This window comes from Streptomyces sp. NPDC047085, from assembly GCF_040643735.1.
Lineage (GTDB): Bacteria > Actinomycetota > Actinomycetes > Streptomycetales > Streptomycetaceae > Streptomyces.
In genome coordinates, this window is record NZ_JBEYUW010000001.1 from 946,784 (window position 1) to 972,646 (window position 25,863).

General features: G+C 70.7%; 22 protein-coding genes. 18 read left to right on the forward strand and 4 right to left on the reverse strand.

What is annotated here, in order from left to right; translation table 11 throughout:
- Nucleotides 1–4: 4 nt before the first annotated feature.
- From murF to ABZ865_RS04120, 12 genes are all read left to right on the forward strand, one after another.
- On the forward strand, nt 5–1,411 hold the full coding sequence (gene murF, locus ABZ865_RS04065; RefSeq protein WP_361223382.1) for a UDP-N-acetylmuramoyl-tripeptide--D-alanyl-D-alanine ligase: 1,407 nt from the start codon (nt 5–7) through the stop codon (nt 1,409–1,411).
- Complete coding sequence (gene mraY / locus ABZ865_RS04070) at nt 1,411–2,481, forward strand: phospho-N-acetylmuramoyl-pentapeptide-transferase (protein ID WP_361224375.1); 1,071 nt, start codon at nt 1,411–1,413, stop codon at nt 2,479–2,481. The genes murF and mraY overlap by 1 nt, the downstream gene beginning before the upstream one ends.
- The gene (gene murD / locus ABZ865_RS04075; RefSeq protein WP_361223385.1) at nt 2,463–3,905 is read left to right on the forward strand and encodes a UDP-N-acetylmuramoyl-L-alanine--D-glutamate ligase; all 1,443 of its coding nucleotides are present in this window, start codon (nt 2,463–2,465) and stop codon (nt 3,903–3,905) included. The genes mraY and murD overlap by 19 nt, the downstream gene beginning before the upstream one ends.
- A 68-nt stretch (nt 3,906–3,973) precedes the next feature.
- The gene (ftsW, locus tag ABZ865_RS04080) at nt 3,974–5,329 is read left to right on the forward strand and encodes a putative lipid II flippase FtsW (RefSeq protein ID WP_361223388.1); all 1,356 of its coding nucleotides are present in this window, start codon (nt 3,974–3,976) and stop codon (nt 5,327–5,329) included.
- A 6-nt stretch (nt 5,330–5,335) separates the two neighbouring features.
- Nucleotides 5,336–6,424, forward strand: coding sequence for an undecaprenyldiphospho-muramoylpentapeptide beta-N-acetylglucosaminyltransferase (gene murG, locus ABZ865_RS04085; protein WP_100825715.1), 1,089 nt, complete (start codon nt 5,336–5,338; stop codon nt 6,422–6,424).
- A gap of 26 nt (nt 6,425–6,450) precedes the next feature.
- Nucleotides 6,451–7,245 carry an FtsQ-type POTRA domain-containing protein gene (locus ABZ865_RS04090; protein WP_361223391.1) on the forward strand — a complete coding sequence of 265 codons (795 nt, stop codon included), beginning with the start codon at nt 6,451–6,453 and terminating at the stop codon, nt 7,243–7,245.
- A 278-nt stretch (nt 7,246–7,523) separates the two neighbouring features.
- Entirely contained in the window at nt 7,524–8,732 is a 1,209-nt protein-coding gene (gene ftsZ / locus ABZ865_RS04095; RefSeq protein ID WP_361223399.1) for a cell division protein FtsZ, read from the forward strand.
- On the forward strand, nt 8,729–9,457 hold the full coding sequence (gene pgeF, locus ABZ865_RS04100; RefSeq protein ID WP_361223402.1) for a peptidoglycan editing factor PgeF: 729 nt from the start codon (nt 8,729–8,731) through the stop codon (nt 9,455–9,457). Before ftsZ ends, pgeF begins: the two co-directional genes overlap by 4 nt.
- A 6-nt stretch (nt 9,458–9,463) precedes the next feature.
- The gene (locus tag ABZ865_RS04105; protein ID WP_361223405.1) at nt 9,464–10,183 is read left to right on the forward strand and encodes a YggS family pyridoxal phosphate-dependent enzyme; all 720 of its coding nucleotides are present in this window, start codon (nt 9,464–9,466) and stop codon (nt 10,181–10,183) included.
- Between the two features lie 128 nt (nt 10,184–10,311).
- Nucleotides 10,312–10,953 (forward strand): cell division protein SepF, encoded by a 642-nt coding sequence (sepF, locus tag ABZ865_RS04110; protein WP_361223408.1) that lies wholly within the window; start codon nt 10,312–10,314, stop codon nt 10,951–10,953.
- A gap of 62 nt (nt 10,954–11,015) precedes the next feature.
- Entirely contained in the window at nt 11,016–11,303 is a 288-nt protein-coding gene (locus ABZ865_RS04115) for a YggT family protein (RefSeq protein ID WP_100825710.1), read from the forward strand.
- A gap of 55 nt (nt 11,304–11,358) precedes the next feature.
- Nucleotides 11,359–12,516, forward strand: a complete 1,158-nt coding sequence (locus ABZ865_RS04120; RefSeq protein WP_361223411.1) for a DivIVA domain-containing protein — start codon at nt 11,359–11,361, stop codon at nt 12,514–12,516.
- A 221-nt stretch (nt 12,517–12,737) separates the two neighbouring features.
- On the opposite strand, the gene ileS is transcribed toward ABZ865_RS04120, so the two are convergent.
- A complete protein-coding gene (gene ileS, locus ABZ865_RS04125) occupies nt 12,738–15,881 on the reverse strand; it encodes an isoleucine--tRNA ligase (RefSeq protein ID WP_361223415.1) in 3,144 nt (1,047 codons plus the stop codon).
- A 558-nt stretch (nt 15,882–16,439) separates the two neighbouring features.
- Between ileS and ABZ865_RS04130 the strand changes: the two genes are divergently transcribed.
- From ABZ865_RS04130 to ABZ865_RS04155, 6 genes are all read left to right on the forward strand, one after another.
- Nucleotides 16,440–17,732, forward strand: coding sequence for a TraR/DksA family transcriptional regulator (locus ABZ865_RS04130; RefSeq protein WP_361223418.1), 1,293 nt, complete (start codon nt 16,440–16,442; stop codon nt 17,730–17,732).
- A 67-nt stretch (nt 17,733–17,799) separates the two neighbouring features.
- Complete coding sequence (lspA, locus tag ABZ865_RS04135) at nt 17,800–18,444, forward strand: signal peptidase II (protein WP_361223421.1); 645 nt, start codon at nt 17,800–17,802, stop codon at nt 18,442–18,444.
- Between the two features lie 84 nt (nt 18,445–18,528).
- Entirely contained in the window at nt 18,529–19,473 is a 945-nt protein-coding gene (locus tag ABZ865_RS04140) for an RluA family pseudouridine synthase (RefSeq protein ID WP_361223425.1), read from the forward strand.
- Entirely contained in the window at nt 19,470–19,937 is a 468-nt protein-coding gene (locus ABZ865_RS04145; RefSeq protein WP_361223428.1) for a GNAT family N-acetyltransferase, read from the forward strand. Before ABZ865_RS04140 ends, ABZ865_RS04145 begins: the two co-directional genes overlap by 4 nt.
- 163 nt (nt 19,938–20,100) lie before the next feature.
- On the forward strand, nt 20,101–21,687 hold the full coding sequence (locus tag ABZ865_RS04150) for a Na+/H+ antiporter (RefSeq protein WP_361223431.1): 1,587 nt from the start codon (nt 20,101–20,103) through the stop codon (nt 21,685–21,687).
- A 49-nt stretch (nt 21,688–21,736) separates the two neighbouring features.
- Nucleotides 21,737–22,309, forward strand: a complete 573-nt coding sequence (locus tag ABZ865_RS04155; protein ID WP_361223434.1) for a dienelactone hydrolase family protein — start codon at nt 21,737–21,739, stop codon at nt 22,307–22,309.
- Between the two features lie 7 nt (nt 22,310–22,316).
- On the opposite strand, the gene ABZ865_RS04160 is transcribed toward ABZ865_RS04155, so the two are convergent.
- The 3 genes from ABZ865_RS04160 to ABZ865_RS04170 form a co-directional block, all read right to left on the reverse strand.
- Complete coding sequence (locus ABZ865_RS04160) at nt 22,317–23,987, reverse strand: alkaline phosphatase D family protein (protein ID WP_361223437.1); 1,671 nt, start codon at nt 23,985–23,987, stop codon at nt 22,317–22,319.
- Nucleotides 23,988–24,135: 148 nt separating this feature from the next.
- On the reverse strand, nt 24,136–24,951 hold the full coding sequence (locus ABZ865_RS04165) for a DsbA family protein (protein WP_361223440.1): 816 nt from the start codon (nt 24,949–24,951) through the stop codon (nt 24,136–24,138).
- A gap of 104 nt (nt 24,952–25,055) precedes the next feature.
- Entirely contained in the window at nt 25,056–25,799 is a 744-nt protein-coding gene (locus tag ABZ865_RS04170) for a hypothetical protein (RefSeq protein ID WP_361223443.1), read from the reverse strand.
- Nucleotides 25,800–25,863 lie beyond the last annotated feature (64 nt).

The following is a 25,863-nucleotide window of genomic DNA, read 5'->3' on the forward strand; positions in this document are numbered from 1 at the left end:
ACTTGTGATCGCCCTCTCCCTCGCCGAGATCGCAGCTGTCGTCGGCGGGCAGACGCACGACATACCGGATCCGTCCGTCCAGGTCACCGGACCGGTCGTCCGGGACTCCCGCGAGGTGGTCCCCGGCAGCCTGTTCGCCGCCTTCGTCGGCGAGCGGGTCGACGGCCACGACTACGCGCGGGCCGTCGTGGAGGCGGGCGCGGCCGCCGTACTGGCGTCGCGCCCCGTCGGCGTGCCCGCGATCGTCGTCGAGGACGTCCAGACCGCCCTCGGCGCCCTCGCCCGACATGTCGTCCAGCGGCTCGGCACGACCCTCGTCGCGCTGACCGGCTCGGCCGGCAAGACCAGCACCAAGGACCTCGTCGCCCAGGTGCTGCAGCGCAAGGCCCCCACCGTGTTCACGCCCGGCTCGCTCAACAACGAGATCGGGCTGCCGCTGACCGCCCTGACCGCCACCGAGGAGACGAAGTTCCTCGTGCTGGAGATGGGCGCCCGCGGCATCGGGCACATCAGCTACCTCACCGGCCTCACCCCGCCCAGGATCGGCCTGGTGCTCAACGTCGGCACCGCCCACATCGGCGAGTTCGGCGGGCGTGAGCAGATCGCGCAGGCCAAGGGCGAACTGGTGGAGGCCCTTCCGGAGGACGGGGCGGCGATCCTCAACGCCGACGACCCGCTGGTGCGCGCGATGGCGTCCCGTACCAAGGCGAAGGTGGTCCTTTTCGGAGAGTCGGCCGAAGCGGACGTACGCGCCGAGAACGTGCGACTCACGGACAGCGGACAGCCTTCCTTCAGGCTTCACACACCCTCCGGTGCAAGCGATGTGACCATGCGCCTGTACGGTGAGCATCACGTGTCGAACGCGCTCGCCGCGGCCGCCGTCGCCCATGAGCTGGGCATGTCCGCGGAAGAGATCGCCACCGCGCTCTCCGAGGCGGACACCCTCTCCCGCTGGCGGATGGAGGTCACCGAGCGCCCGGACGGCGTGACCATCGTCAACGACGCCTACAACGCCAACCCCGAGTCCATGCGGGCCGCCCTCAGGGCACTCGCGGCCATGGGCAAGGGGCGCCGCACGTGGGCGGTGCTCGGCAAGATGGCCGAGCTGGGGGACGAGGCGCTCGCCGAGCACGACGCCGTCGGACGGCTCGCCGTCCGGCTCAACGTCAGCAAGCTCGTCGCGGTCGGGGGGATTGAGGCCTCCTGGCTGCAACTGGGCGCATATAACGAGGGTTCGTGGGGTGAGGAGTCGGTGCACGTGTCCGACGCACAGGCGGCGGTCGACCTGTTGCGCAACGAGTTGCGCCCGGGGGACGTCGTCCTCGTGAAGGCGTCCCGGTCGGTGGGGCTGGAGAGTGTGGCCCAGGCGCTGATCGAGACCGGTGCCGAGGGTGAGGTTGCCGCCCGATGATGAAGCAGATCCTGTTCTCGGGAGTCATCGGCCTCTTCCTGACCCTGATCGGGACCCCGCTGCTGATCAAACTGCTGGCCCGCAAGGGCTACGGCCAGTACATCCGTGACGACGGCCCGCGCGAGCACGCCAGCAAGCGCGGTACGCCCACCATGGGCGGTATCGCCTTCATCCTGGCGACGATCGCCGCGTACTTCCTGAGCAAGCTCATCACCGGCTACCCGCCCACCTACTCCGGCCTGCTGGTCCTGGGCCTGATGTTCGGCATGGGCCTGGTCGGCTTCCTGGACGACTACATCAAGATCGTCAAGCGGCGCTCGCTGGGTCTGCGGGCCAAGGCGAAGATGGCCGGCCAGCTGATCGTCGGCATCGCCTTCGCCGTGCTGTCGCTGATGTTCGCCGACGCCCGGGGCAACACCCCGGCCTCCACCAAGCTGTCGTTCATCACGGACTTCGGCTGGTCCATCGGCCCGGTGCTGTTCGTCGTCTGGGCGCTGTTCATGATCCTCGCGATGTCGAACGGCGTGAACCTCACCGACGGTCTGGACGGCCTCGCCACCGGCGCCTCCGTCCTCGTCTTCGGCGCCTACACGTTCATCGGCGTCTGGCAGTTCCAGGAGTCCTGCGCCAACGCGCAGACGCTGACCAACCCGGCCGCCTGCTACGAGGTGCGCGACCCGCTGGACCTCGCCGTGGTCGCCTCCGCCCTGATGGGCGCCTGCCTGGGCTTCCTGTGGTGGAACACCTCGCCGGCGAAGATCTTCATGGGCGACACCGGTTCGCTCGCCCTCGGTGGTGTCCTGACGGGCCTGGCCATCCTCTCCCGCACGGAGCTGCTGGTGGCCATCATGGGCGGCCTGTTCGTCCTCATCACCATGTCGGTCGTCATCCAGGTCGGCTCCTTCCGGCTCACCGGGAAGCGCGTCTTCCGCATGGCACCGCTTCAGCACCACTTCGAACTCAAGGGCTGGTCCGAAGTCCTGGTCGTGGTCCGCTTCTGGATCATCCAGGGAATCTGTGTGATTGTCGGACTTGGACTCTTCTACGCAGGATGGGCAGCGGACAAGTGACCTCCTCGGTGCCTTCCGGGTCTTCCGACTTCCAGGGCAAGCACGTCACCGTCGCCGGGCTCGGCGTCTCCGGCGTCCCGGCGGCGAAGGTGCTGCACGCGCGCGGGGCGATCGTCACGGTCGTCAACGACGGCGACGACGCACGCGCGCGTGAGCAGGCCGCGGAGCTGGAGGCGCTCGGCATCACCGTGCGCCTCGGCGACGGCGCGACGCTTCCCGAGGGCACCGAGCTGATCGTCACCGCGCCCGGCTGGAAGCCGGACAAGCCGCTGTTCCTGGCGGCCGAGAAGGCGGGTGTGCCCGTCTGGGGCGACGTCGAGCTCGCCTGGCGCCTGCGGGGCCCCGACGCGGCCCCCTGGCTCGCCGTCACCGGCACGAACGGCAAGACCACCACCGTCCAGATGCTGGCGTCGATCCTGAAGGCCGCGGGCCTGCGCACGGCCGCCGTCGGCAACATCGGCGTCTCCCTGCTGGACGCCGTCCTCGGCGAGGAACGGTACGACGTCCTGGCCGTCGAACTGTCCAGCTACCAGCTCCACTGGGCGCCCTCCCTGCGCGCCCACTCCGGGGCCGTGCTGAACCTCGCCCCGGACCACCTCGACTGGCACGGCTCGATGGAGGCCTACGCGGCCGACAAGGGCCGTATCTACGAAGGCAATCGGGTCGCCTGCGTCTACAACGTGGCCGACAAGCGCACCGAGGACCTGGTGCGCGAGGCCGACGTCGAAGAGGGTTGCCGGGCCGTCGGGTTCACCCTCGGCACCCCCGGTCCCTCCCAACTCGGCGTCGTGGACGGCATCCTGGTCGACCGCGCCTTCGTGGAGAACCGGCACAAGAACGCGCAGGAGCTGGCCGAGGTCTCCGACGTCAACCCGCCGGCCCCGCACAACATCGCCAACGCCCTTGCCGCGGCGGCCCTCGCGCGCTCCTTCGGGGTCCCCGCCACGGCCGTGCGCGACGGACTGCGGGCCTTCAGCCCCGACGCCCACCGCATCGCCCACGTCGCCGACGTGGACGGGGTGGCGTACGTGGACGACTCCAAGGCGACCAACACCCACGCCGCGGAAGCCTCGTTGGCGGCATATGAGTCGATCGTATGGATTGCGGGCGGATTGGCGAAGGGCGCGGTCTTCGACGAGCTGGTCGCCGCGTCGGCGAAGCGACTTCGCGGCGCGGTTCTCATCGGCGCGGACCGCGCGCTGATCCGCGAGGCCCTCGCGCGACACGCCCCGGAAGTACCCGTCGTCGACCTCGACCGGACCGACACTGGGGCGATGCTCCAGGCCGTGACGGAGGCGCAGCGGCTCGCACAGCCCGGCGACACGGTGCTGCTGGCCCCGGCCTGTGCCTCGATGGACATGTTCACCAACTACAACCAGCGCGGTGACGCGTTCGCGGAGGCGGTCCGCGGACTCGACGCCTGACCCCGGCCGCCCGCCGGGCGGATCTTGGGAGGGACGCGTGGCACGGTCGACGTTCAGTGGAGGCGTTGATGCCCGGTAGCCGTACCGGCCGGCCACCCGTGCAGCGGGCGGCCCGCCGCCCCGCCGCCCCGAGGCCGCCGCGCGACAACCCCGTACGGCGGCTCTACATCCGCGCGCGCAAGGCCTGGGACCGCCCGCTGACCGCTTACTACCTGATCCTCGGCGGCAGCCTGCTGATCACCGTGCTGGGCCTGGTGATGGTCTACTCGGCCTCCCAGATCACCGCGCTGCAGCTCTCGCTGCCCGGCTCGTACTTCTTCCGCAAGCAGTTCCTCGCCGCGCTCATCGGCGGGGCACTGCTGTTCGCGGCCTCCCGCATGCCGGTGAAGCTGCACCGCGCGCTGGCCTACCCGATCCTGGCCGGCGCGGTCTTCCTGATGGTCCTGGTGCAGGTGCCGGGGATAGGGATGGCGGTCAACGGGAACCAGAACTGGATCTCCCTCGGCGGCTCCTTCCAGATCCAGCCCAGCGAGTTCGGCAAGCTCGCCCTGGTGCTGTGGGGCGCGGACCTGATCGCCCGCAAACAGGAGAAGAAGCTGCTGGCCCAGTGGAAGCACATGCTGGTACCGCTCGTACCGGTCGCCTTCCTGCTGCTCGGACTGATCATGCTCGGCGGCGACATGGGGACGGCGATCATCCTGACGGCGATCCTGTTCGGCCTGCTGTGGCTCGCCGGGGCGCCCACCCGGCTGTTCGCCGGCGTGCTGACGGTCGCGGGCGCGATCGGTGTGATCCTGATCAAGACGAGCCCCAACCGGATGGCCCGCCTCGCCTGCATCGGCGCCACCGAGCCCAAGGCGGGCGTCGCCGACTGCTGGCAGGCCGTGCACGGGATCTACGCCCTCGCCTCCGGCGGAATCTTCGGATCCGGACTCGGTGCGAGTGTGGAAAAATGGGGCCAACTCCCCGAAGCCCACACCGACTTCATCTTCGCCGTCACCGGTGAGGAACTGGGCCTGGCGGGGACGCTGTCGGTACTCGCCCTGTTCGCGGCTCTAGGCTATGCGGGTATCCGCGTGGCCGGACGCACGGAGGACCCCTTCGTGAGGTACGCCGCGGGAGGCGTGACCACCTGGATCACCGCCCAGGCGGTGATCAACATCGGTGCGGTGCTCGGTCTGCTGCCGATCGCCGGCGTCCCCCTCCCGCTGTTCTCCTACGGAGGGTCCGCCCTGCTGCCGACCATGTTCGCCATCGGGTTGCTGATCGCCTTCGCGCGGGACGAGCCCGCTGCGCGGGCGGCGCTTGCGATGCGGCAACCTCGCTTTGGTAGAAAGCGGGGAGCCGGGGGTTCTTCGGGACCCCGGAGATGGAACACGATGCGACGGCGTGCCTCGGCGGCGCGTTCGTCCGGAGAGCGGTGAATTTCGGTGCATGTCGTACTCGCCGGCGGGGGTACCGCGGGCCACATCGAGCCCGCGCTCGCCCTCGCGGACGCCCTGCGCAGGCAGGACCCGACCGTGGGGATCACGGCCCTGGGCACGGAGCGGGGCCTGGAGACCCGGCTCGTACCGGAGCGCGGCTACGAGCTGGCGCTGATCCCGGCCGTGCCGCTGCCCCGCAAGCCCACGCCCGAGCTGATCACCGTCCCGGGCCGGCTGCGCGGCACCATCAAGGCCGCCGAGCAGATCCTGGAGCGCACCAAGGCCGACTGCGTGGTGGGCTTCGGCGGCTACGTCGCCCTGCCCGGCTACCTGGCCGCCAAGCGCCTCGGTGTGCCCATCGTGATCCACGAGGCCAACGCGCGGCCCGGCCTGGCCAACAAGATCGGCTCGCGGTACGCGGCCCGGGTCGCCGTCTCCACCCCGGACAGCAAGCTGCGCGACGCCCGCTACATCGGCATCCCGCTGCGCCGCTCCATCGCCACCCTGGACCGCGCCGTCGCCCGCCCCGAGGCCCGCGCCCGCTTCGGCCTGGACCCGAACCTGCCCACGCTGCTCGTCTCCGGCGGCTCCCAGGGCGCCCGGCGCCTCAACGAGGTGGTCCAGCAGGTCGCCCCGTGGCTCCAGCAGGCCGGCATCCAGATCCTGCACGCGGTCGGCCCGAAGAACGAACTGCCGCAGGTGCACCAGATGCCGGGAATGCCGCCCTACATCCCGGTAAGTTACCTGGACCGGATGGACCTCGCGTACGCCGCGGCCGACATGATGCTCTGCCGCGCGGGCGCGATGACCGTCGCCGAACTCTCCGCCGTCGGGCTCCCGGCCGCCTACGTCCCGCTGCCCATCGGCAACGGCGAACAGCGGCTGAACGCCCAGCCGGTGGTCAAGGCCGGTGGCGGACTCCTCGTCGACGACGCGGAGCTCACGCCCGAGTGGGTGCAGCAGAACGTGCTGCCCGTCCTCGCCGACCCGCACCGGCTGTACGAGATGTCCCGCGCCGCGAGCGAGTTCGGCCGCCGGGACGCCGACGAGCTGCTCGTCGGCATGGTGTACGAGGCGATCGCCTCGCGCCGTTAGGACCGTATGACGAAAGGGTAGTAAGCGTGGCCGGACCGACGACCGCCGAGCGCGGTGAACGCCAGCAGGAGTCGTCCGGCCCGCCGCTCGCCCGCCGGTTGAGGCGACCGCGCCTTCGTACGATCGTCGTTCTGGCCGTGGCGCTCGTGCTCCTCGGGGCCGGAACCACGTGGGTGTTGTACGGCAGCGAGTGGCTGCGCGTGGAGCGGGTCTCGGTGTCGGGCACGCGGGTGCTGACCCCCGCCGAGGTGCGCGGGGCCGCCTCCGTGCCGCTCGGGGAGCCGCTCATTTCCGTCGACACCGATGCGATCGAAGCCCGACTTCGCCAGAAATTGACCCGAATTGACACCGTTGATGTCGTTCGGTCCTGGCCCCATGGAATCGGCCTGAAAGTCACCGAGCGCACCCCGGTGCTCATTGTCCGAAAAGCCGGAAAGTTCATCGAAGTCGACAGACAAGGTGTCCGTTTCGCCACCGTTTCCGAGGCTCCGAAAGGCGTCCCCGCGCTGGAATTGACCGCGTCCCGGTCGGGTTCGAGTGCCGCGAGCCTCCGGCGCTTCGGCACCGACCGGCTGGTGCGCGAGGCGGTCCGGGTCGCCGGTGACGTGCCGGCCGCGGTCGCGAAGGACACCCGGAGCGTCCAAGTCCGGTCCTACGACGCCATCTCGCTGAAGTTGGCCGACGGCCGCACGGTGGCATGGGGCAGCAGCGAGAACGGCCGCGCCAAGGCACGAGCCCTCACAGCTCTCATGAAAGCAGCTCCCGGCGCACGGCACTTCGATGTCAGCGTGCCCACCGCCCCTGCGTCATCGGCGAGTTGACGCACATCAGCGCAGGCCAGCACCCTGGTTGGGCACTGCTACGGCTGATCACATAGGGTGAAAAGAAAAACGGGAGGTTCGGCGTGTTCGTTGAACGGGCGCCACTTGTCGACTTAGTGTCCTGTTCGGAAGAGTCCAGGGAACAGACACACTGGTAACCCTAAACTTCAGGGTTAGGGTTCGGGTCGGCGTTCGGACCGTCCCATTCGGCATCTGTCGTCCCGGCGCGGGGAACCGCCCGACGGCGACAACGTAATTCGAGGCGAGAGGCCTTCGACGTGGCAGCACCGCAGAACTACCTCGCAGTCATCAAGGTCATCGGTGTCGGCGGCGGTGGTGTCAATGCCATCAACCGGATGATCGAGGTCGGTCTCAAGGGCGTCGAGTTCATCGCCATCAACACCGACGCACAGGCGCTGTTGATGAGCGACGCCGACGTCAAGCTCGACGTCGGCCGCGAACTCACCCGCGGACTCGGCGCCGGAGCCAACCCGGCCGTCGGCCGCAAGGCCGCCGAGGACCACCGCGAGGAGATCGAGGAGGTCCTCAAGGGGGCCGACATGGTCTTCGTGACGGCCGGTGAAGGCGGCGGCACCGGCACCGGCGGCGCGCCCGTCGTGGCCAACATCGCGCGCTCGCTGGGCGCCCTCACCATCGGCGTGGTCACGCGCCCGTTCACCTTCGAGGGACGGCGCCGCGCGAACCAGGCCGAGGACGGCATCGCCGAGCTGCGCGAAGAGGTCGACACCCTCATCGTCATCCCCAACGACCGGCTGCTGTCCATCTCGGACCGCCAGGTCTCGGTCCTGGACGCCTTCAAGTCGGCCGACCAGGTCCTGCTCTCCGGTGTCCAGGGCATCACCGACCTCATCACCACCCCCGGCCTGATCAACCTCGACTTCGCCGACGTCAAGTCGGTCATGTCCGAGGCCGGTTCGGCCCTCATGGGCATCGGCTCGGCCCGCGGCGACGACCGCGCGGTGGCCGCCGCCGAGATGGCGATCTCCTCGCCGCTGCTGGAGGCGTCCATCGACGGCGCCCGCGGCGTGCTGCTGTCCATCTCCGGCGGCTCCGACCTCGGCCTGTTCGAGATCAACGAGGCCGCGCAGCTGGTCAGCGAGGCCGCCCACCCCGAGGCCAACATCATCTTCGGCGCGGTCATCGACGACGCCCTCGGCGACGAGGTCCGCGTCACCGTGATCGCCGCCGGCTTCGACGGCGGCCAGCCGCCGGCCCGCCGGGACACCGTCCTCGGCTCGGCCTCCGCCTCCTCCGCGCCCCGCCGCGACGAGCCCGCCCCGGCCCGGCACCAGACGCCGGTCTCCCCGTCCTTCGGCTCGCTCGGCAGCGTGACCCCGAAGGAGGAGCCGGAGCCCGCGCCCGAGCCGGTGGCCGACATCCCGGTCGCCCCGCCGGTCGCGCCGGCGCCGCGGACCTACGCGGACAGCGCGGCCGAGGAACTGGACGTTCCGGACTTCCTGAAGTGATAGGACAGCGCGAGAGCGTGAGCGGCGCGCACTTCGCCTTCACCGACCGGTGGGGCGGGGTGAGCGCCGCTCCGTATGAGGAGCTGAACCTCGGCGGCGCGGTCGGCGACGACCCGGGCGCCGTCCGCACCAACCGTGAACTCGCCGCCAAGTCGCTGGGCCTCGACCCGGCACAGGTGGTCTGGATGAACCAGGTGCACGGCGCCGACGTGGCCGTCGTGGACGCACCCTGGGGCGAAAGTCCCGTGCCGGAGGTCGACGCGATCGTCACCGCCCGCCGCGGGCTCGCCCTGGCCGTCCTCACCGCCGACTGCGTGCCGGTGCTGCTGGCGGACCCCGTCGCGGGAGTCGTCGCCGCGGCCCACGCGGGCCGGCCTGGCATGGTCAAGGGGGTCGTCCCCGCCGCCGTACGGGCCATGGCCGAACTCGGCGCCGAACCGGGCCGGATCGTCGCCCGCACCGGACCGTCCGTCTGCGGCCGGTGCTACGAGGTGCCGGAGCCGATGCGCGCCGAAGTGGCCGCCGTCGAGCCGGCGGCGCACGCCGAGACGAGCTGGGGTACGCCCGCGGTCGACGTGAGCGCCGGAGTGCACGCGCAGCTCGACCGGCTCGGGGTGTGCGACCGGGCGCAGTCGCCGGTGTGCACGCTGGAGTCGGGCGACCACTTCTCGTACCGCCGCGACCGCACCACGGGGCGGCTCGCGAGCTATGTCTGGCTGGACTGATGGGGCATGACGGACCGTAAGACCGAACTCGCCGCAAACCTGGCGAGAGTGGAGGAGCGCATCGCCGCCGCGTGTGTGGCGGCGGGGCGGGCGCGGGAGGAGGTGACCCTGATCGTGGTCACCAAGACCTACCCGGCGAGCGATGTGCGGATTCTGTCGGAACTCGGTGTGCGTCATGTCGCCGAGAACCGCGACCAGGACGCGGCGCCGAAGGCGGCGGCTTGTGCGGATCTGCCACTGAATTGGCATTTTGTGGGGCAGTTGCAGACCAACAAAGTGCGTTCCGTGGTCGGTTATGCCGATGTCGTGCAGTCCGTCGACCGTGCCCGGCTCGTCTCGGCGCTGTCGAGGGAGGCGGTGCGCGCGGGGCGCGAAGTGGGCTGTCTCGTGCAGGTCGCGCTCGACGCCGGCGAGAGCGCGCGCGGTGAGCGCGGGGGCGTGGCGCCCGGCGGAATCGAAGAGTTGGCCGACCTCATCGCCGGGGCACCCGGACTGCGGCTCGACGGTCTGATGACCGTGGCCCCGCTCACCGGCGAGTACGCCGGACGCGAACAGGCGGCATTCGAACGGCTCATGGATTTGTCGACTGACCTGCGCCGGGCTCATCCGGCTGCAACCATGGTGTCGGCAGGGATGAGTGCGGACCTCGAGCAGGCCGTGGCGGCCGGGGCGACACATGTGCGCGTCGGCACTGCGGTACTCGGAGTCCGCCCCAGGCTCCGGTAACGTCGCCAGGAAGTCGGACCACAGCAGAAAATATGGTCAATGCCGCCGAAAGCGGGCACAACGACCACGTGGATCGCGGGCACTTGGCAGTCGTCAGCCGATCCACCACAGAGCGGAGGACTCAGAGCATGGCCGGCGCGATGCGCAAGATGGCGGTCTACCTCGGCCTCGTGGAGGACGATGGGTACGACGGCCGCGGATTCGACCCCGACGACGACTTCGAGCCCGAATTGGACCCGGAGCCCGAGCGGGACCACCGACGGCACGATGCGTCACACCAGTCGCACAGCGCACATCAGTCCCAAAGGGACGAAGACGTGCGAATCGTACAACCGCCCGCGCCGCGCGAACCGGTGGCCCGTTCGACTTCGCTCGCCGCGGAATCCGGACGTCCGGCGCGGATCGCGCCCGTGGCGTCCATCACACAAGAACGTCAGTCCCTGGAGAAGAACGCACCGGTGATCATGCCCAAGGTCGTGTCCGAACGAGAGCCGTACCGGATCACCACGCTTCACCCGCGGACCTACAACGAGGCCCGTACCATCGGGGAACACTTCCGTGAGGGCACCCCGGTGATCATGAATCTGACTGAGATGGACGACACAGATGCGAAGCGACTTGTCGACTTTGCGGCTGGTTTGGTGTTTGGTCTTCACGGCAGCATCGAGCGGGTGACGCAGAAGGTGTTCCTGTTGTCGCCTGCTAACGTCGATGTCACGGCGGAGGACAAGGCCCGCATCGCAGAGGGCGGGTTCTTCAACCAGAGCTGAGACGCACAACCGGATAAAAGGCACGTAAGAAGTACGGAACAGGGGAGAGGGAAGCCCAGACCATGAGCGTGTTCGCGCAGGTGATCTACATCGCGCTGATGGTGTTCCTCGTCGTGCTCATCTTCCGGTTGGTCATGGACTACGTGTTCCAGTTCGCCCGCTCATGGCAACCCGGCAAGGCGATGGTGGTCGTACTGGAGGCCACCTACACTGTCACCGATCCACCGCTGAAGCTTCTGCGGCGGTTCATTCCGCCGCTGCGTCTCGGGGGCGTGGCGCTCGACCTGTCCTTCTTCGTACTGATGATCATCGTCTACATCCTCATCTCCGTTGCACGGAGCTTCATCTGATGAGGACGGACGATACGGTCTTGCCGACTGCCGATGACTACGCTGAGGTGAAGAGATGCCGTTGACCCCCGAGGACGTGCGGAACAAGCAGTTCACGACCGTCCGCCTCCGAGAAGGCTATGACGAGGACGAGGTCGATGCCTTCCTCGACGAGGTCGAAGCCGAACTGACCCGTCTGCTCCGCGAGAACGAGGACCTGCGGGCCAAGCTGGCCGCGGCCACGCGCGCCGCTGCCCAGAACCAGCAGAACATGCGCAAGCCTCCGGAGCCGCAGGACCAGCAGCAGGGCGGCATGCCTCAGCAGGGGATGCGAGGCCCCGGCGCTCCGGTGCCCGCCGGCATATCGGGCCCGCCGCAGCAGCAGATGGGCGGCCCCATGGGCGGCCCGCCCCAGCTGCCGAGCGGCGCCCCGCAGCTGCCCGCCGGTCCCGGCGGTCAGGGTGGCCCGCAGGGTCCCGGTCCGATGGGCCAGGGTCCGATGGGTCAGGGCCCCATGGGTCAGGGTCCGATGGGTCAGGGCCCCATGGGTGGTCAGCCGCCCATGCCGCAGCAGATGGGCGGCCCGATGGGTGGCCCCATGGGCGGCCCGATGGGCGGCCCCGGTCAGGCCCCCGGTGGCGACAGCGCCGCCCGTGTCCTCTCGCTGGCCCAGCAGACCGCCGACCAGGCGATCGCCGAGGCCCGCTCCGAGGCCAACAAGATCGTCGGCGAGGCCCGCAGCCGCGCCGAGGGTCTGGAGCGTGACGCCCGTGCCAAGGCGGACGCCCTGGAGCGGGACGCGCAGGAGAAGCACCGCGTCGCGATGGGCTCCCTGGAGTCCGCCCGCGCCACGCTGGAGCGCAAGGTCGAGGACCTGCGCGGCTTCGAGCGCGAGTACCGCACGCGCCTGAAGTCGTACCTCGAGTCCCAGCTGCGTCAGCTGGAGACCCAGGCCGACGACTCCCTGGCCCCGCCGCGCACCCCGGCCACCGCGTCCCTCCCGCCGTCCCCGGCGCCCTCCATGGCACCGGCCGGCGCGGGCGCCCCGTCCTACGGCGGCAACCAGACGATGGGTGGCAACCCCGGTCCGTCCGCTCCGTCCTACGGCGGCCAGCAGCAGATGACCCCGGCCATGACCCAGCCCATGGCCCCGGTCCGTCCGCAGGGCCCGTCCCCGATGGGTCAGGCTCCCTCGCCGATGCGCGGCTTCCTGATCGACGAGGACGACAACTGACGGCCACGCGTGGCCAGTAGTACGCACGAGGCGTCGGCAGCGCACAGGGCGGGACCCCGGACTTCGGTCCGGGGTCCCGCCCTTTTTACGCGTGTTGAGCAGGGTGTCGGCGGTGAGCAGGGTGTCGGCCTTGAGCAGCGTGTCGGCCCGGAGCCGGAAAGGGCCCGGTCTCCCCAGGGGAGACCGGGCCCTTCTCGATGCCCTTCTCGATCGGCCGGCGCTTACGCCTTGCGCAGGCGGAACGTCAGCGACAGGCCCTCGTCGGTGAACGGCTCGCCGTACGTCTCGTCCGCCTCGCCCTGGGCGAAGTCGGTCGCGAGGACCTCCTCGGCGATCAGGGCGGAGTGCTCGGTGAGCGCCGCGAGGACCGCCGGGTCGGTGGAGGTCCAGCGCAGGGCGATGCGGTCGGCGACGTCCAGACCGCTGTTCTTGCGGGCCTCCTGGATCAGCCGGATCGCGTCACGGGCCAGGCCCGCCTGCCGCAGCTCCTCGGTGATCTCCAGGTCCAGGGCCACCGTGGCACCGGAGTCGGACGCCACCGACCAGCCCTCGCGCGGGGTCTCCGTGATGATCACCTCGTCCGGAGCGAGGGTGACCGTCTCACCGTCGACCTCCACCGACGCCGTGCCCTCGCGCAGGGCGAGGGAGAGCGCGGCGGCGTCGGCCGCGGCGACGGCCTTCGCCACGTCCTGCACCCGCTTGCCGAACCGCTTGCCCAGGGCGCGGAAGTTGGCCTTGGCGGTCGTGTCCACCAGGGAGCCGCCGACCTCGGACAGCGATGCCAGCGAGGAGACGTTCAGCTCCTCCGTGATCTGCGAGTGCAGCTCGGGGTCGAGGGACTCGAAGCCGGCCGCTGCGACCAGCGCGCGCGACAGCGGCTGACGCGTCTTGACGCCCGACTCCGCGCGCGTGGCCCGGCCCAGCTCCACCAGCCGGCGGACCAGGACCATCTGCTTCGACAGCTCCGGGTCGATCGAGAACGGGTCCTGCTGCGGCCAGGCGGCCAGGTGCACCGACTCCGGGGCGCCCGGGGTCACCGGCACGATCAGGTCCTGCCACACCCGCTCGGTGATGAACGGGGTGATCGGCGCCATCAGCTTCGTGACCGTCTCCAGCACCTCGTGCAGCGTGCGCAGCGCGGCCTTGTCGCCCTGCCAGAACCGGCGCCGCGAACGGCGGACGTACCAGTTGGACAGGTCGTCGACGAACGCGGACAGCAGCTTGCCCGCGCGCTGGGTGTCGTACGACTCCAGCGCCTCGGTGACCTCGCCGGTGAGCGCGTGCAGCTCGGACAGCAGCCAGCGGTCGATCAGCGGACGCTCGGCCGGGGCCGGGTCCGCCGCGCTCGGCGCCCACTGGGACGTACGGGCGTACAGCGCCTGGAAGGCGACCGTGTTCCAGTACGTCAGCAGCGTCTTGCGCACGACCTCCTGGATGGTGCCGTGACCGACGCGGCGGGCCGCCCACGGGGAACCGCCGGCCGCCATGAACCAGCGCACCGCGTCGGCGCCGTGCTGGTCCATGAGCGGGATCGGCTGCAGGATGTTGCCCAGGTGCTTGGACATCTTGCGGCCGTCCTCGGCGAGGATGTGGCCGAGGCACACGACGTTCTCGTACGACGACTTGTCGAAGACCAGGGTGCCGACGGCCATCAGCGTGTAGAACCAGCCGCGGGTCTGGTCGATCGCCTCGGAGATGAACTGGGCCGGGTACCGGCTCTCGAACAGCTCCTTGTTCTTGTACGGGTAGCCCCACTGCGCGAACGGCATCGAACCCGAGTCGTACCAGGCGTCGATGACCTCCGGCACGCGCGTGGCCGTCCTGCCGCAGCCGTCGTGACGGCAGGCGAAGGTGACCTCGTCGATGTACGGGCGGTGCGGGTCGAGGGCCGACTGGTCGGTGCCGGTCAGCTCGGTCAGCTCCGCGCGGGAGCCGACGACCGTGAGGTGGTCGTCCTCGCAGCGCCAGATCGGCAGCGGGGTGCCCCAGTAGCGGTTGCGGGACAGCGCCCAGTCGATGTTGTTGCTCAGCCAGTCGCCGAAGCGGCCGTGCTTGACCGTCTCCGGGAACCAGTTGGTGTTCTCGTTCTCCGCGAGGAGGCGGTCCTTGACGGCCGTGGTGCGGATGTACCAGGACGGCTGCGCGTAGTAGAGCAGCGCGGTGTGGCAGCGCCAGCAGTGCGGGTAGCTGTGCTCGTACGGGATGTGCTTGAAGAGCAGGCCGCGCTGCTGGAGGTCCTCGGTGAGCTTTTCGTCGGCCTTCTTGAAGAAGACGCCGCCGACCAGCGGGACGTCCTCCTCGAAGGTGCCGTCCGGGCGGACCGGGTTCACGACCGGCAGGCCGTAGGAGCGGCAGACCTTGAGGTCGTCCTCACCGAAGGCCGGGGACTGGTGGACCAGACCCGTACCGTCCTCGGTGGTCACGTACTCGGCGTTCACCACGAAGTGCGCCGGCTCCGGGAACTCAACCAGCTCGAACGGGCGCTGGTAGGTCCAGCGCTCCATCTCGGCGCCGGTGAAGCTCAGGCCGGTGGTCTCCCAGCCCTCGCCGAGCGCCTTGGCGACCAGCGGCTCGGCGACGACGAGCTTCTCCTCGCCGTTCGTCGCGACGACGTAGGTGACGTCCGGGTGCGCCGCGACCGCCGTGTTGGACACCAGGGTCCACGGGGTCGTCGTCCACACCAGGAGGGAGGCCTCGCCGGCGAGCGGGCCGGAGGTCAGCGGGAAACGGACGTAGACGGACGGGTCGACGACCGTCTCGTAGCCCTGCGCCAGCTCGTGGTCCGACAGGCCGGTGCCGCAGCGGGGGCACCAGGGGGCGACGCGGTGGTCCTGGACCAGCAGGCCCTTGTTGAAGATCTCCTTCAGCGACCACCAGACCGACTCGATGTACTCGGGGTCCATCGTGCGGTAGGCGTCGTCCAGGTCGACCCAGTAGCCCATGCGGGTCGTCAGCTCGGCGAAGGCGTCCGTGTGCCGGGTCACCGACTCGCGGCACTTGGCGTTGAACGCGGCGATGCCGTACGCCTCGATGTCCTGCTTGCCGGAGAAGCCCAGCTCCTTCTCGACGGCCAGCTCCACCGGCAGACCGTGGCAGTCCCAGCCGGCCTTGCGGCCCACGTGGTAGCCGCGCATGGTGCGGAAGCGGGGGAAGACGTCCTTGAAGACACGCGCCTCGATGTGGTGGGCACCAGGCATGCCGTTGGCGGTGGGCGGGCCCTCGTAGAACACCCACTCGGGGCGGCCCTCGGACTGCTCCAGGGTCTTGGCGAAGATCTTCTGGTCGCGCCAGAAGTCGAGCACGGCGTGCTCAAGCGCGGGCAGGTCGACCTGGGCGGGCACCTGGCGGTACGTCGGCGCTGTCATCTGCGAGCATCCTCCAACGGACTTGCTGCCTTCCGTCGGAGGGACGAGAGCCTTCGATCATGTCCACGCCGTGTGCGGCGCGCTCCCGCGGTACCACCCTCCTTGGCCCTCCGCCGCGCCGTACGCGCCGGTGAGCCCCCTCATTGGGGTCGCGAAGCCGGTTCTACTGGCCCTGGCCCTGACGGCTGGGCTTTCTTCCGGCGGCTCCGGGGTGATCTTCACATCGCGCTCGCCCCCGGGCTCACACCGTCCCCGGGTCGCTCTGGGCTGCGTACGACGCTACTCGTCCCCATCCACGCTTTTCGCTCCGCCCAGTGTACGGCGCCGAGCGGACAGCGGCCGACCGCTTTTCCCGGCGTTCGGCCGGTCGGCGGGGCGAGGGCCGGCCGCCGGCCCGGATTACCCGGCGGGGAGCTGGGCACAACGCATGCAGGTCCGCTGCGCGGGGGTGCGGGCGGGCGAATCGGGCGGTGTGCCCCGTTGCCGCGGGACTCAAGTCGATTTATCGTCCCAGCACGATTCGCGAGCAAGATCACAATATGTGAAGGGGCCGCGGCCATGGTGGCGAAGAAGACCGCCGTAGGGCAGCCGGCGACCGGCCGGGCCGGGGGCCCGGCCGCCCCTGGCGGTACGGCAGCAGCCTCCGGCGGCGAGGCCAAGGGCGCCGGCGGCAAGAAGAGCACGCGCGCGCGTACGGCGTCGGCCGGGCGGGCGGTGCCGGTGAAGACCCTCCGGATGGCGGATGCCGATCCGACGAAGAAGCCGGCCTTGTCCTCGGACGGGGACCCCGCCGCGATGGACACGGACCCTCCCGCGAAGAAGCAGCCGACGACGGCCAAGGAGGCCGCCGGCGCGAAGCCTGCCGCCAAGAAGACGGTGGCCAAGAAGGCGGCTGGGAAGGAAACGGCGGGCAAGAAGGCCGCGGCCAAGAAGGCAGCGGTCAAGGCAGCGGCGAAGAAGGCGGTGGCCGGGGAGGCGGCGGCCGAGGCGCGGACGGCGGTGGCGGCGGCCCCGGAGGTGGGGGAGAAGCCTGCCACCAAGAAGGCAGCCGCCAAGAAGACCACCGTCAAGAAAGCCGCTGCCAGGAAGACCACCGCGAAGGCGCCGGCGGCCGAGAAGGCGGAGCCGGCCAAGCGGGCGGCTGTGAAGAAGGCCCCGGAGAAGGCCCCGACGAAGGCCCCGACGAAGGCGACGAAGAAGGCGACGAAGAAGGCGACGAAGGAGGTGGCAGCCGAGAAAACGGCGTCCAAGAAGGCAGCGGCGAGGAAGGCAGCCGCGAAGAAGGCGGCCGAGAAGGTCACGGAAGTCGAGAAGAGCAGCACGGCCAAGAAAGCGGGCGCGGCGCGGGCCGCGAAGCAGACGGGAGCCACGACGGTGGTTGCGAAGAAGACTCCTGGCACGGCCACGGCGGCGCAGACCGCCGTTCCCAAGGCGCGGGGCGCCGCGGCGGAGCCCGGCGAGCTGGCGGTGCGCCCCGGCGAGGATCCCTGGACCCCCGAGGAGGTCGAGGAGGCCCGTGCGGAGCTGCTGGCCGAGGCGGAGCGGCTGGGGACCGAGATCAGCTCCTCCGAGGCGTCCCTCGTGGGCCTGATGCGGGACTCCGGGGACGGCGCCGGCGACGACCAGGCCGACACCGGCACCAAGAACATCACGCGCGAGCACGAGCTGGCGCTGGCCGCCAACGCGCGCGAGATGCTGATCCAGACCGAGCGGGCGCTGGAGCGGCTGGCCGCGGGCACCTATGGTCTGTGCGAGAACTGCGGCAACCCCATCGGCAAGGCCCGCATGCAGGCGTTCCCCAGGGCCACCCTGTGCGTGGAGTGCAAGCAGAAGCAGGAACGCCGCTCCTGAGCAGGGGGGTCCGCCCGGGCGTGCCGTAGTCTCGTCGTCAGTCAGGCACCTAGGTTGAGGGACTCACGTGGCAGAGGCGGAGCGCATCATCGGTACGCCGGACACCCCGGACGACGGCGACGAGCGGGCGACGCACGCGCAGGCGTCCGCCGGTTCCGGCGCGTCCCCCGAGTCCGGCGCGTCCCCCGCGGGCGAGCAGGACGCCGTCGCGCAGCGCCGGACGGGGCGCGGGCGCCGCATCGGCGTGCTGTTCGCGGTGGCCGCGTTCGCGTACGCCCTCGACCTGATCAGCAAGATGCTCGTGGTCGCGAAGCTGGAGCACCACGCGCCGATCCAGCTCGTCGGGGATCTGCTCGAACTGCACGCCATCCGCAATCCGGGCGCGGCCTTCGGCTTCGGCGCGGCCTTCACGATCATCTTCACGGTGATCGCGGCCGCCGTGATCGTGGTGATCATCCGCCTGGCCCGCAAGCTCTACAGCCTGCCCTGGGCCATCGCGCTCGGCCTGCTCCTCGGTGGCGCGCTCGGCAACCTCACCGACCGGATCTTCCGGTGGCCGGGGATCTTCGAGGGCGAGGTCGTGGACTTCATCGCGCCCAAGGGCTTCGCGGTGTTCAACCTGGCCGACTCGGCGATCGTGTGCGGCGGCATCCTGATCGTGCTGCTCTCCTTCCGCGGCCTGGACCCGGACGGCACCGTCCACAAGGACTGAGACCGGCCCGGACCCGGCCCCCGCGCGGGGCGGTTGTCCACAGGCTCGTGCGGGGGCGTCGGAGCCGTCCGGCATACTCGTCGGGTGAGCACGATTCCCGAGATCCGTACCCTGCCCGTGCCCGACGGCCTGGAGGGCGAGCGCGTCGACGCCGCCATCTCCCGCATGTTCGGCTTCTCCCGCACGAAGGCGGCGGAGCTGGCCGCGGCCGGCAAGGTCCAGGTCGACGGCTCGGTGGTCGGCAAGTCCGAGCGGGTGCGCGGCGGCGCCTGGCTCGAGGTCGAGATGCCGCAGGCGCCCGCGCCGGTGCAGGTGGTCGCCGAACCGGTCGAGGGCATGGACATCGTGCACGACGACGATGACGTGGTCGTCATCGTCAAGCCGGTCGGCGTGGCCGCGCACCCCTCGCCGGGCTGGAGCGGGCCGACCGTCATCGGCGGGCTCGCCGCCGCCGGCTACCGGATCTCGACCTCCGGCGCCGCCGAGCGCCAGGGCATCGTGCACCGCCTCGACGTCGGCACCTCCGGCCTGATGGTGGTCGCCAAGTCCGAGTACGCGTACACGTCGCTCAAGCGCCAGTTCAAGGAGCGCACGGTCGACAAGCGCTACCACACCCTGGTCCAGGGCCACCCCGACCCGACGAGCGGCACGATCGACGCGCCCATCGGCCGCCACCCGAACCACGACTACAAGTGGGCGGTCACGGCCGACGGCAAGCCCTCCGTGACCCACTACGACCTCATCGAGGCCTTCCGCGCCGCCTCCCTGCTCGACGTGAAGCTGGAGACCGGCCGCACCCACCAGATCCGCGTCCACATGGCCGCCCACCGCCACCCCTGCGTCGGCGACCTGACCTACGGCGCCGACCCCACCCTCGCCAAGCGGCTCCGGCTGCACCGCCAGTGGCTGCACGCCGTCCGGCTCGGCTTCGAGCACCCCGGGGACGGGCAGTGGGTCGAGTTCGAGAGCGACTACCCCGAGGACCTGCAGAAGGCCCTCGACCAGGTCCGTGAGGAGACGTACGCGTGAGCACGCCGTACACCGTCCGGATCGCCGACGACCCCGCCGACCGCGAGGCCTGCTTCGCGGTGCGCAAGGCGGTCTTCGTCGTCGAGCAGGAGGTCCCGGAGGACATCGAGTACGACGCCTACGACGCCGTGGCCCTGCATGTGCTGGCGGTCACCGAGGACGGCGTGCCGCTCGGTGCCGGGCGCCTGCTGTACGGCGAGGCGGCGGCCGCGAAGACCGGTGGGGACCCCACGGTCGGTTCCCTCGGGCGGCTGGCCGTCACCCGGGAGTCGCGCGGGCTCGGCGTCGGCGTGGCCCTGGTGCGGGCCATCGAGGAGGCGGCACGCGCGCGTGGCCTGGCGGCGGTGGACCTGCACGCGCAGACCCACGCCCTGGGCTTCTACGAGCGCCTCGGCTACGAGGCCTACGGCCCCGAGTTCCCGGACGCCGGGATCCCGCACCGGGCGATGCGCCGCGCTCTGTAAGGCGACAGGGCGCCCTCTGCAGGGCGACAAGGCGCGCTCTGCAGGGCGGCTGAGGGGGCGGAGCGGCTCGCTCCGTGGCCGGGGCGCCGAAAAGGCCGGTGAGATGGGTCACATGGCAGGCTGGAGGCTCGCCATGTGATCGTCGACTCCCGGAGTGCCGGCCGTGGACCAGTTGGCTCTGTTGTTCCTGCTGCTGCTCGGGGCCGTGGTGAGCGTCCCGGTCGGGGACCGCCTCGGGCTGCCGGCGCCGGTGCTGATGACGCTGTTCGGCGGGGTCCTGGCGGTGGCCGACTTCGTCCCCAACGTGACCATCCCGCCCGAGCTGATCCTGCCCGCGGTGCTGCCGCCGCTGCTCTACGCCGCCGTACGCCGGACCTCCTGGCGGCAGTTCGCCGCCAACAGACGCCCGATCTTCCTGCTGGCCGTCGCCCTCGTGTTCGTGACCATGCTGTGTGTGGCGGCCACCGCCCACGCGTTGGTGCCCGGGCTGTCGATCGCCGCCGCGGTGGCGCTGGGCGCGCTGATCGCCCCGCCCGACCCGGTCGCCGTCACCGCCGTCGCCGGACGGCTGGGGCTGCCGCGCCGCCTGGTGTCGATCCTGGAGGGCGAGGGGCTCTTCAACGACGTCACGGCGATCGTGCTGTACCACGTGGCGATCGCCGCGGCCGTCAGCGGGCACTTCTCGGTGTGGGGCGCCGGGCTGGACCTGGTGCTGTCGGCCGTGGTCGCGGTCGTCGTCGGGCTGGCGCTCGGCTGGGGCGCGAACAAGCTGCTGGACAAGCTCGGCGACGCGACCCTGCAGATCGGGCTGACCCTGCTGGTGCCCTACGCCTCCTACGTGCTGGCGGAGGAGCTGCACGGCTCCGGGGTCCTGTCCGTGCTCACCACCTCCCTCTTCCTCGCCCAGTACGCCACCGACGCCGACGACGTGCTGACCCGGCTGGCCGGGCACACCTTCTGGGACATCGTCGACACGCTCGTCACCGGGGTCGCCTTCGGGCTGATCGGGCTCGAACTGCACAACGCGATCTCGGCGGCGCCCGGGCGCTGGGGCCGGCTGATCGGCTATGCGGCGGCCGTCGCGGGCGTCGTCATCGTCGTACGACTGCTGTGGCTGCTGCCCGCGACCTGGCTGACCATGCGGCTGCACGCGAGCCGTGACTACGACGAGGAGATCCCGCTCGGCTGGCGGGAGACCGTCGTGATGTGGTGGTCCGGGATGCGCGGGGTGGCCTCGGTGGCGCTGGCGCTCGCGATTCCGCTGCGGACCGACGACGGGTCGCCCTTCCCCGACCGGAACGAGATCGTGTTCATCGCCTTCGGGGTGATCGTCGCCACGCTGGTGCTCCAGGGGCTGACCCTGCCCTGGCTGGTGAAGCGGCTCGGGGTGCGGGCCGACTCGGCGCAGGAGAAGGAGTTCGAGAAGGAGCTGGCCGTACGGGCGATGAAGGCCGCGCGGGCGAGGCTGCGGGAGATCGAGCAGGTGGAGGAGCTGCCGGAGGAGCTGTCGGAGCAGATGCTGCGGCGGGCCTATGACATCGGGATCCGGATCAGCCCCGACATGGGGGAGGAGGAGCGGCGCGAGGCTCATGAGCAGCGGGCCCGGCGGCTGAAGAAGGTGCGGCGGATCCAGGGGGAGATGATGAGCGCGGCGCGGCACGAGGTGCTGGCGGCGCGCAACGAGCCGGGGGCGGACCCGGAGATCGTGGACCGGGTGCTGCGGCATCTCGATGTGCGCAGCCTGCGCTGAGGGGCCGTGCGTGAGCGGCGGGGTGCGGGGTTGCTGGCACGATGGGGGCATGAACATCGTGCTTTTTCACTCGGCCTACGGGCTGACGCCCGCGGTGCGTGCGGCCGCGGAGCGGCTGCGGGCGGCCGGTCATGAGGTGTGGACGCCGGATCTCTTCGAGGGGCGCACCTTCGACAACGTCGAGGAAGGCATGGAGTTCAAGGAGAGCCTCGGCAAGGAGGAGCTGCTGAAGCGGGCCGTGCTGGCGGCCGCGCCCTACTCGGAGCGGGGGCTCGTGTACGCGGGCTTCTCCCTGGGCGCGTCGATCGCGCAGACCCTGGCCCTCGGCGACGACAAGGCGCGCGGGCTGCTGCTTCTGCACGGCACGTCGGACATCGCCCCGAACGCGCAGGTGGACGAGCTGCCGGTGCAGCTGCACGTGGCGGAGCCGGACCCGTTCGAGACGGACGACTGGCTGAGCGCCTGGTACCTGCAGATGGGCAGGACCGGCGCGGACATCGAGGTGTACCGGTACCCCGGTGCCGGCCACCTCTACACCGACCCCGAACTGCCGGACTACGACGAGGAGGCCGCCGAGGCCACCTGGCGGGTGGCGCTCGGCTTCCTCGACAGCCTGGAGTGAGCGGCGGCTACACCGGGTCGTAGGTCCGCTCGACTTTCTGCGTGCCGCTGCGGGTGCGGTACGAACGCACCCAGCTGGAGGTCGCGTTGGCGTTCGTGCGGTCGGACAGGACGTAGTAGTCCATCTGCGCGCGGTCGGCGGTGATGTCCAGGACGCCGTAGCCGTGGCGGTCGGTGTCGACCCAGTGGACGTGCCGGTTGGCGGCCCTGATGACCGGCGAGGCGATCGCGGAGACCGTGCCCTCGGGGACCTTCACGATGTCGTCGAGGTTGTCGGAGGTGACCGACGTGACGACGAACTCGGTCGCGGCCGACGCCGACAGCGGGTAGGTGCCCGCGTCGTAGGGCACGTCGTTGGCCCACGCCATGTGGATGTCACCGGTCAGGAAGACGGTGTTGCCGATGGCGTTGGTGCGCAGGTGGTCCAGCAGTTCGCGGCGGTCGTCGGTGTAGCCGTCCCACTGGTCGGTGTTGGCGGCGATGCCCTCCTGCGGCAGCCCGAGCAGCTTGGCGAGTGGCTTGAACAGGTCCGCTGAGAGGGAACCGAAGGAGAACGGCGAGATCATCACCGAGTTGCCGACCAGCCGCCACTTGGTGTCGGAGGCCTTCAGGTTGGCCTTCAGCCAGTCCAGTTGGGCGCGCCCGGTGATCGTACGGTTCGGGTCGTCCACCGAGCCGCTGGCCGTGACCGCCTGCTGGGAGCGGAAGGAACGCAGGTCCAGCAGGGACAGGTCGGCGAGCTTGCCGAAGCGCAGCCGGCGGTAGGTGGTGCCGGCGATCGCGGGGCGGACCGGCATCCACTCGAAGTAGGCCTGCCTGGCGGCGGCCTGACGGCCCGTCCAGGTGCCCTCGGCGCCCTCGGTGTGGTTGACCGCGCCGCCCGACCAGGCGTTGTCGGCGAACTCGTGGTCGTCCCAGATCGCGATGACCGGCGCCTTCAGGTGCAGGGCCTGCAGGTCGGGGTCGGTCTTGTACTTCGCGTGCCGGGTGCGGTAGTCGGCGAGGGTGAGGATCTCGTTGGCCGGCGCGTGCGGGCGGACGACCGCCCCGCGGGCCGCGTACTCGCCGGACTTGTACTCGTAGATGTAGTCGCCGAGGTGCAGCCAGGCGTCCAGGTCGCTGCGGGCCGCGAGGTGGCGGTAGGCGGAGAAGTAGCCCGCCTCCCAGTTGGCGCAGGAGACCACGCCGAAGCGCAGCCCGGAGACCGCCGCGTCCGCCGCCGGCGCGGTGCGGGTACGCGCCACCGGGGAGTCGGTGCCGCCGGCCGAGAAGCGGAACCAGTAGTCGGTGGCCGGGGCCAGGCCGCGGATGTCGGCCTTCACCGTGTGGTCGGAGGCGGCCGTCGCGGTGGTGGAGCCCTTGGCCACGACGTTCGTCAGCGCCTTGTCCCTGGCGACGACCCAGCTGACCTCGGTGTCCGGGCCGAGCCCGGAGCCGGGTATCGCCTCGGGCGTGGGGGTCACCCGGGTCCACAGCAGGACACCGTCGGGCAGCGGGTCACCGGAGGCGACACCGTGCAGGAAGGCGGGGGCGTCCGTGGCGGCGCGGGCCGGGAGAGCGGCGACGACGGGGCCGGCCAGGACAGCAGTGGCCGCCGCGGCCTTGACGACCGTACGGCGGCTCGGGGTGCGGGAGTTGAGGCGCTGGGAGGCCTCGGATGATCTGTATCGACTGGTCACGACCGATCAGGTTACTGATCGGTATGCGGAAGAGTGGGCGAACTTCGAAAGTTCACCCACTCTTCATTCGATGATCGTTTTCTGAGGGGGGATCAGCCGGAGAGGCAGCCCGGGATCAGCCGGAGATCGGCCGGAGACCGGCCGGAGATCAGCCCTTGAGGGCGGCGTCCACGGCCTTGGTGAACTCGGCCTCTGTCCACGGCTGGTTGGGGTTGGAGGTCTTGAGCTGCTTGCCGTCCATGACGAAGCTCGGGGTGCCGGTGACCCCGTCCTTGTTGGTGTCGAAGGTCTTCGACATGGCCATCGCCCAGGCGTCGTAGGTGCCCTTCTTGACCGCGTCCTGGAACTTCGTGTTGTTCTTCAGCGCCGGCACGGTGTCGGCGATCTTGATCAGGTAGCTGTCGTCCTTGAACTTGTCGGTCTGCTCGTCCGGGTGCCACTGCGCCGAGTAGAGCGCGCTCTTGTAGTCGAGGAACGCCTCGGGGCTGACGTTGAGCGCGGCACCGAGGGCGCTCATCGCGTTCTTGGAGCCCTCGCCGTTGTCGCTGCGGTCGATGAACGTGCCGCCGATGAACTGGATCTTGAACTTGCCGTCGTCGATGTCCTTCTTCACGGTCGAGCCGACGCCCTGCTCGAACTGGGCGCAGATCGGGCAGCGCGGGTCCTCGTAGATCTTGAGGGTCTTCTTGGCGGTGTCCTTGCCGATGACGACCGTGGTGCCCTTGTCGCCCGTGGTGTTGGCCGGGGCGGTGACCTTGGCGTCCTTCAGGCCCTCCCAGTAGCTGGGCTTGTTCATCTGGACGACGGCGTAGCCGATGCCGCCGGCCGCGGCCAGCACGCCGACGACCGAGGCGGCCACGATGATCTGCCGCCTGGCCTTGTCGCGCTTGGCCTGCCGCTCGCGCTCCTGGCGCAGCCGCTCCCGGGCCGCCGTCTTCGCCGCCTGGCTGTTCCGCTTGCTCATGTTGGTGATCTCCATGTGGGACGCGCACATGTCGTACGCGGGATACGTGTGGGGGACTGCTTGTGCTCAGATGCCGTCGCTCGGGCGGGGGCCGGTGCCGTGGCTCAGGCGAAGCTCACCCGAGAGGCGGGGAAGCTCACCCGAGAGGCCGGAGCGAGGGCGGGGGCGGGAGCGGGGGAGCACGGCGGTCCACGCCGTCCCAGGGCGTGCGCGAGGAGCAGATCGCGGGCGGCGGCCCGGCGCGGGGCGGCCGGACGCGGCAGCGGGCGGGCGGGGGCCGGCCGTACCGAGACGGCGGCCGCGGCCACCAGCAGCGGCCGGAACGTGGTCGCGGCGACCGCGCGCAGCAGCTGGGTCAGGGCGCGCTCGCCCCGGCGCAGCCAGGCGGCGGCCAGCAGGCCCACCCCGACGTGCGCGGCGAGCAGCAGCCAGGGGGCGGCCGGGTTCGCGTGCGCGAGCAGCGCGTCGGCGCGGCCGGAGCCTCCGGTCACCCGGGCCAGCGGGGTGCCCATGGCGCCGCCCTGGCACAGCAGGTCCAGGCCGAACGCGCGCAGCGGGCCGGCGACCGGGCCGCCCGCCCGGCCGTAGCAGGCGTGCTGGCCGGTGGTGAACACGGTGTCCGCGGCCAGCTCCAGCGGGATCAGCAGGGCGGCGATCCGACCGAAGCCGCGCTCGCGGCCCGCCAGCGCGTACGCCGCGACGAACACCCCGGCGGCGACCGCGAGCACGGTCCCCATCGGCAGCGGTGCCCGGGACAGCAGCACGTGCGACGCGGTGCTGAGCGTCACGACGAAGGCCGTGAACAGCGCCGCGCGCACGGCTCTGAGCTGGGTCCCGGATATGTCCATAGCGAGAGGAGAGTCTGTCACGTACCGAGGTAGGGGACCCCTAAAGACTGCCTGTGAGTCCGGG

Excerpts from the sequence above, each read along its gene's own strand:
- ABZ865_RS04130 (WP_361223418.1), top strand. The coding sequence starts at position 16,440 with ATGGTGGCGAAGAAGACCGCCGTAGGGCAGCCGGCGACCGGCCGGGCC.
- murD (WP_361223385.1), top strand. The coding sequence starts at position 2,463 with ATGGGCAGCGGACAAGTGACCTCCTCGGTGCCTTCCGGGTCTTCCGAC.
- ftsW (WP_361223388.1), top strand. The coding sequence starts at position 3,974 with ATGCCCGGTAGCCGTACCGGCCGGCCACCCGTGCAGCGGGCGGCCCGC.
- ileS (WP_361223415.1), bottom strand. The coding sequence starts at position 15,881 with ATGACAGCGCCGACGTACCGCCAGGTGCCCGCCCAGGTCGACCTGCCC.
- ABZ865_RS04155 (WP_361223434.1), top strand. The coding sequence starts at position 21,737 with ATGAACATCGTGCTTTTTCACTCGGCCTACGGGCTGACGCCCGCGGTG.
- mraY (WP_361224375.1), top strand. The coding sequence starts at position 1,411 with ATGAAGCAGATCCTGTTCTCGGGAGTCATCGGCCTCTTCCTGACCCTG.
- ABZ865_RS04120 (WP_361223411.1), top strand. The coding sequence starts at position 11,359 with ATGCCGTTGACCCCCGAGGACGTGCGGAACAAGCAGTTCACGACCGTC.
- ABZ865_RS04105 (WP_361223405.1), top strand. The coding sequence starts at position 9,464 with ATGACGGACCGTAAGACCGAACTCGCCGCAAACCTGGCGAGAGTGGAG.
- ABZ865_RS04165 (WP_361223440.1), bottom strand. The coding sequence starts at position 24,951 with ATGAGCAAGCGGAACAGCCAGGCGGCGAAGACGGCGGCCCGGGAGCGG.
- ABZ865_RS04170 (WP_361223443.1), bottom strand. The coding sequence starts at position 25,799 with ATGGACATATCCGGGACCCAGCTCAGAGCCGTGCGCGCGGCGCTGTTC.
- sepF (WP_361223408.1), top strand. The coding sequence starts at position 10,312 with ATGGCCGGCGCGATGCGCAAGATGGCGGTCTACCTCGGCCTCGTGGAG.
- ABZ865_RS04115 (WP_100825710.1), top strand. The coding sequence starts at position 11,016 with ATGAGCGTGTTCGCGCAGGTGATCTACATCGCGCTGATGGTGTTCCTC.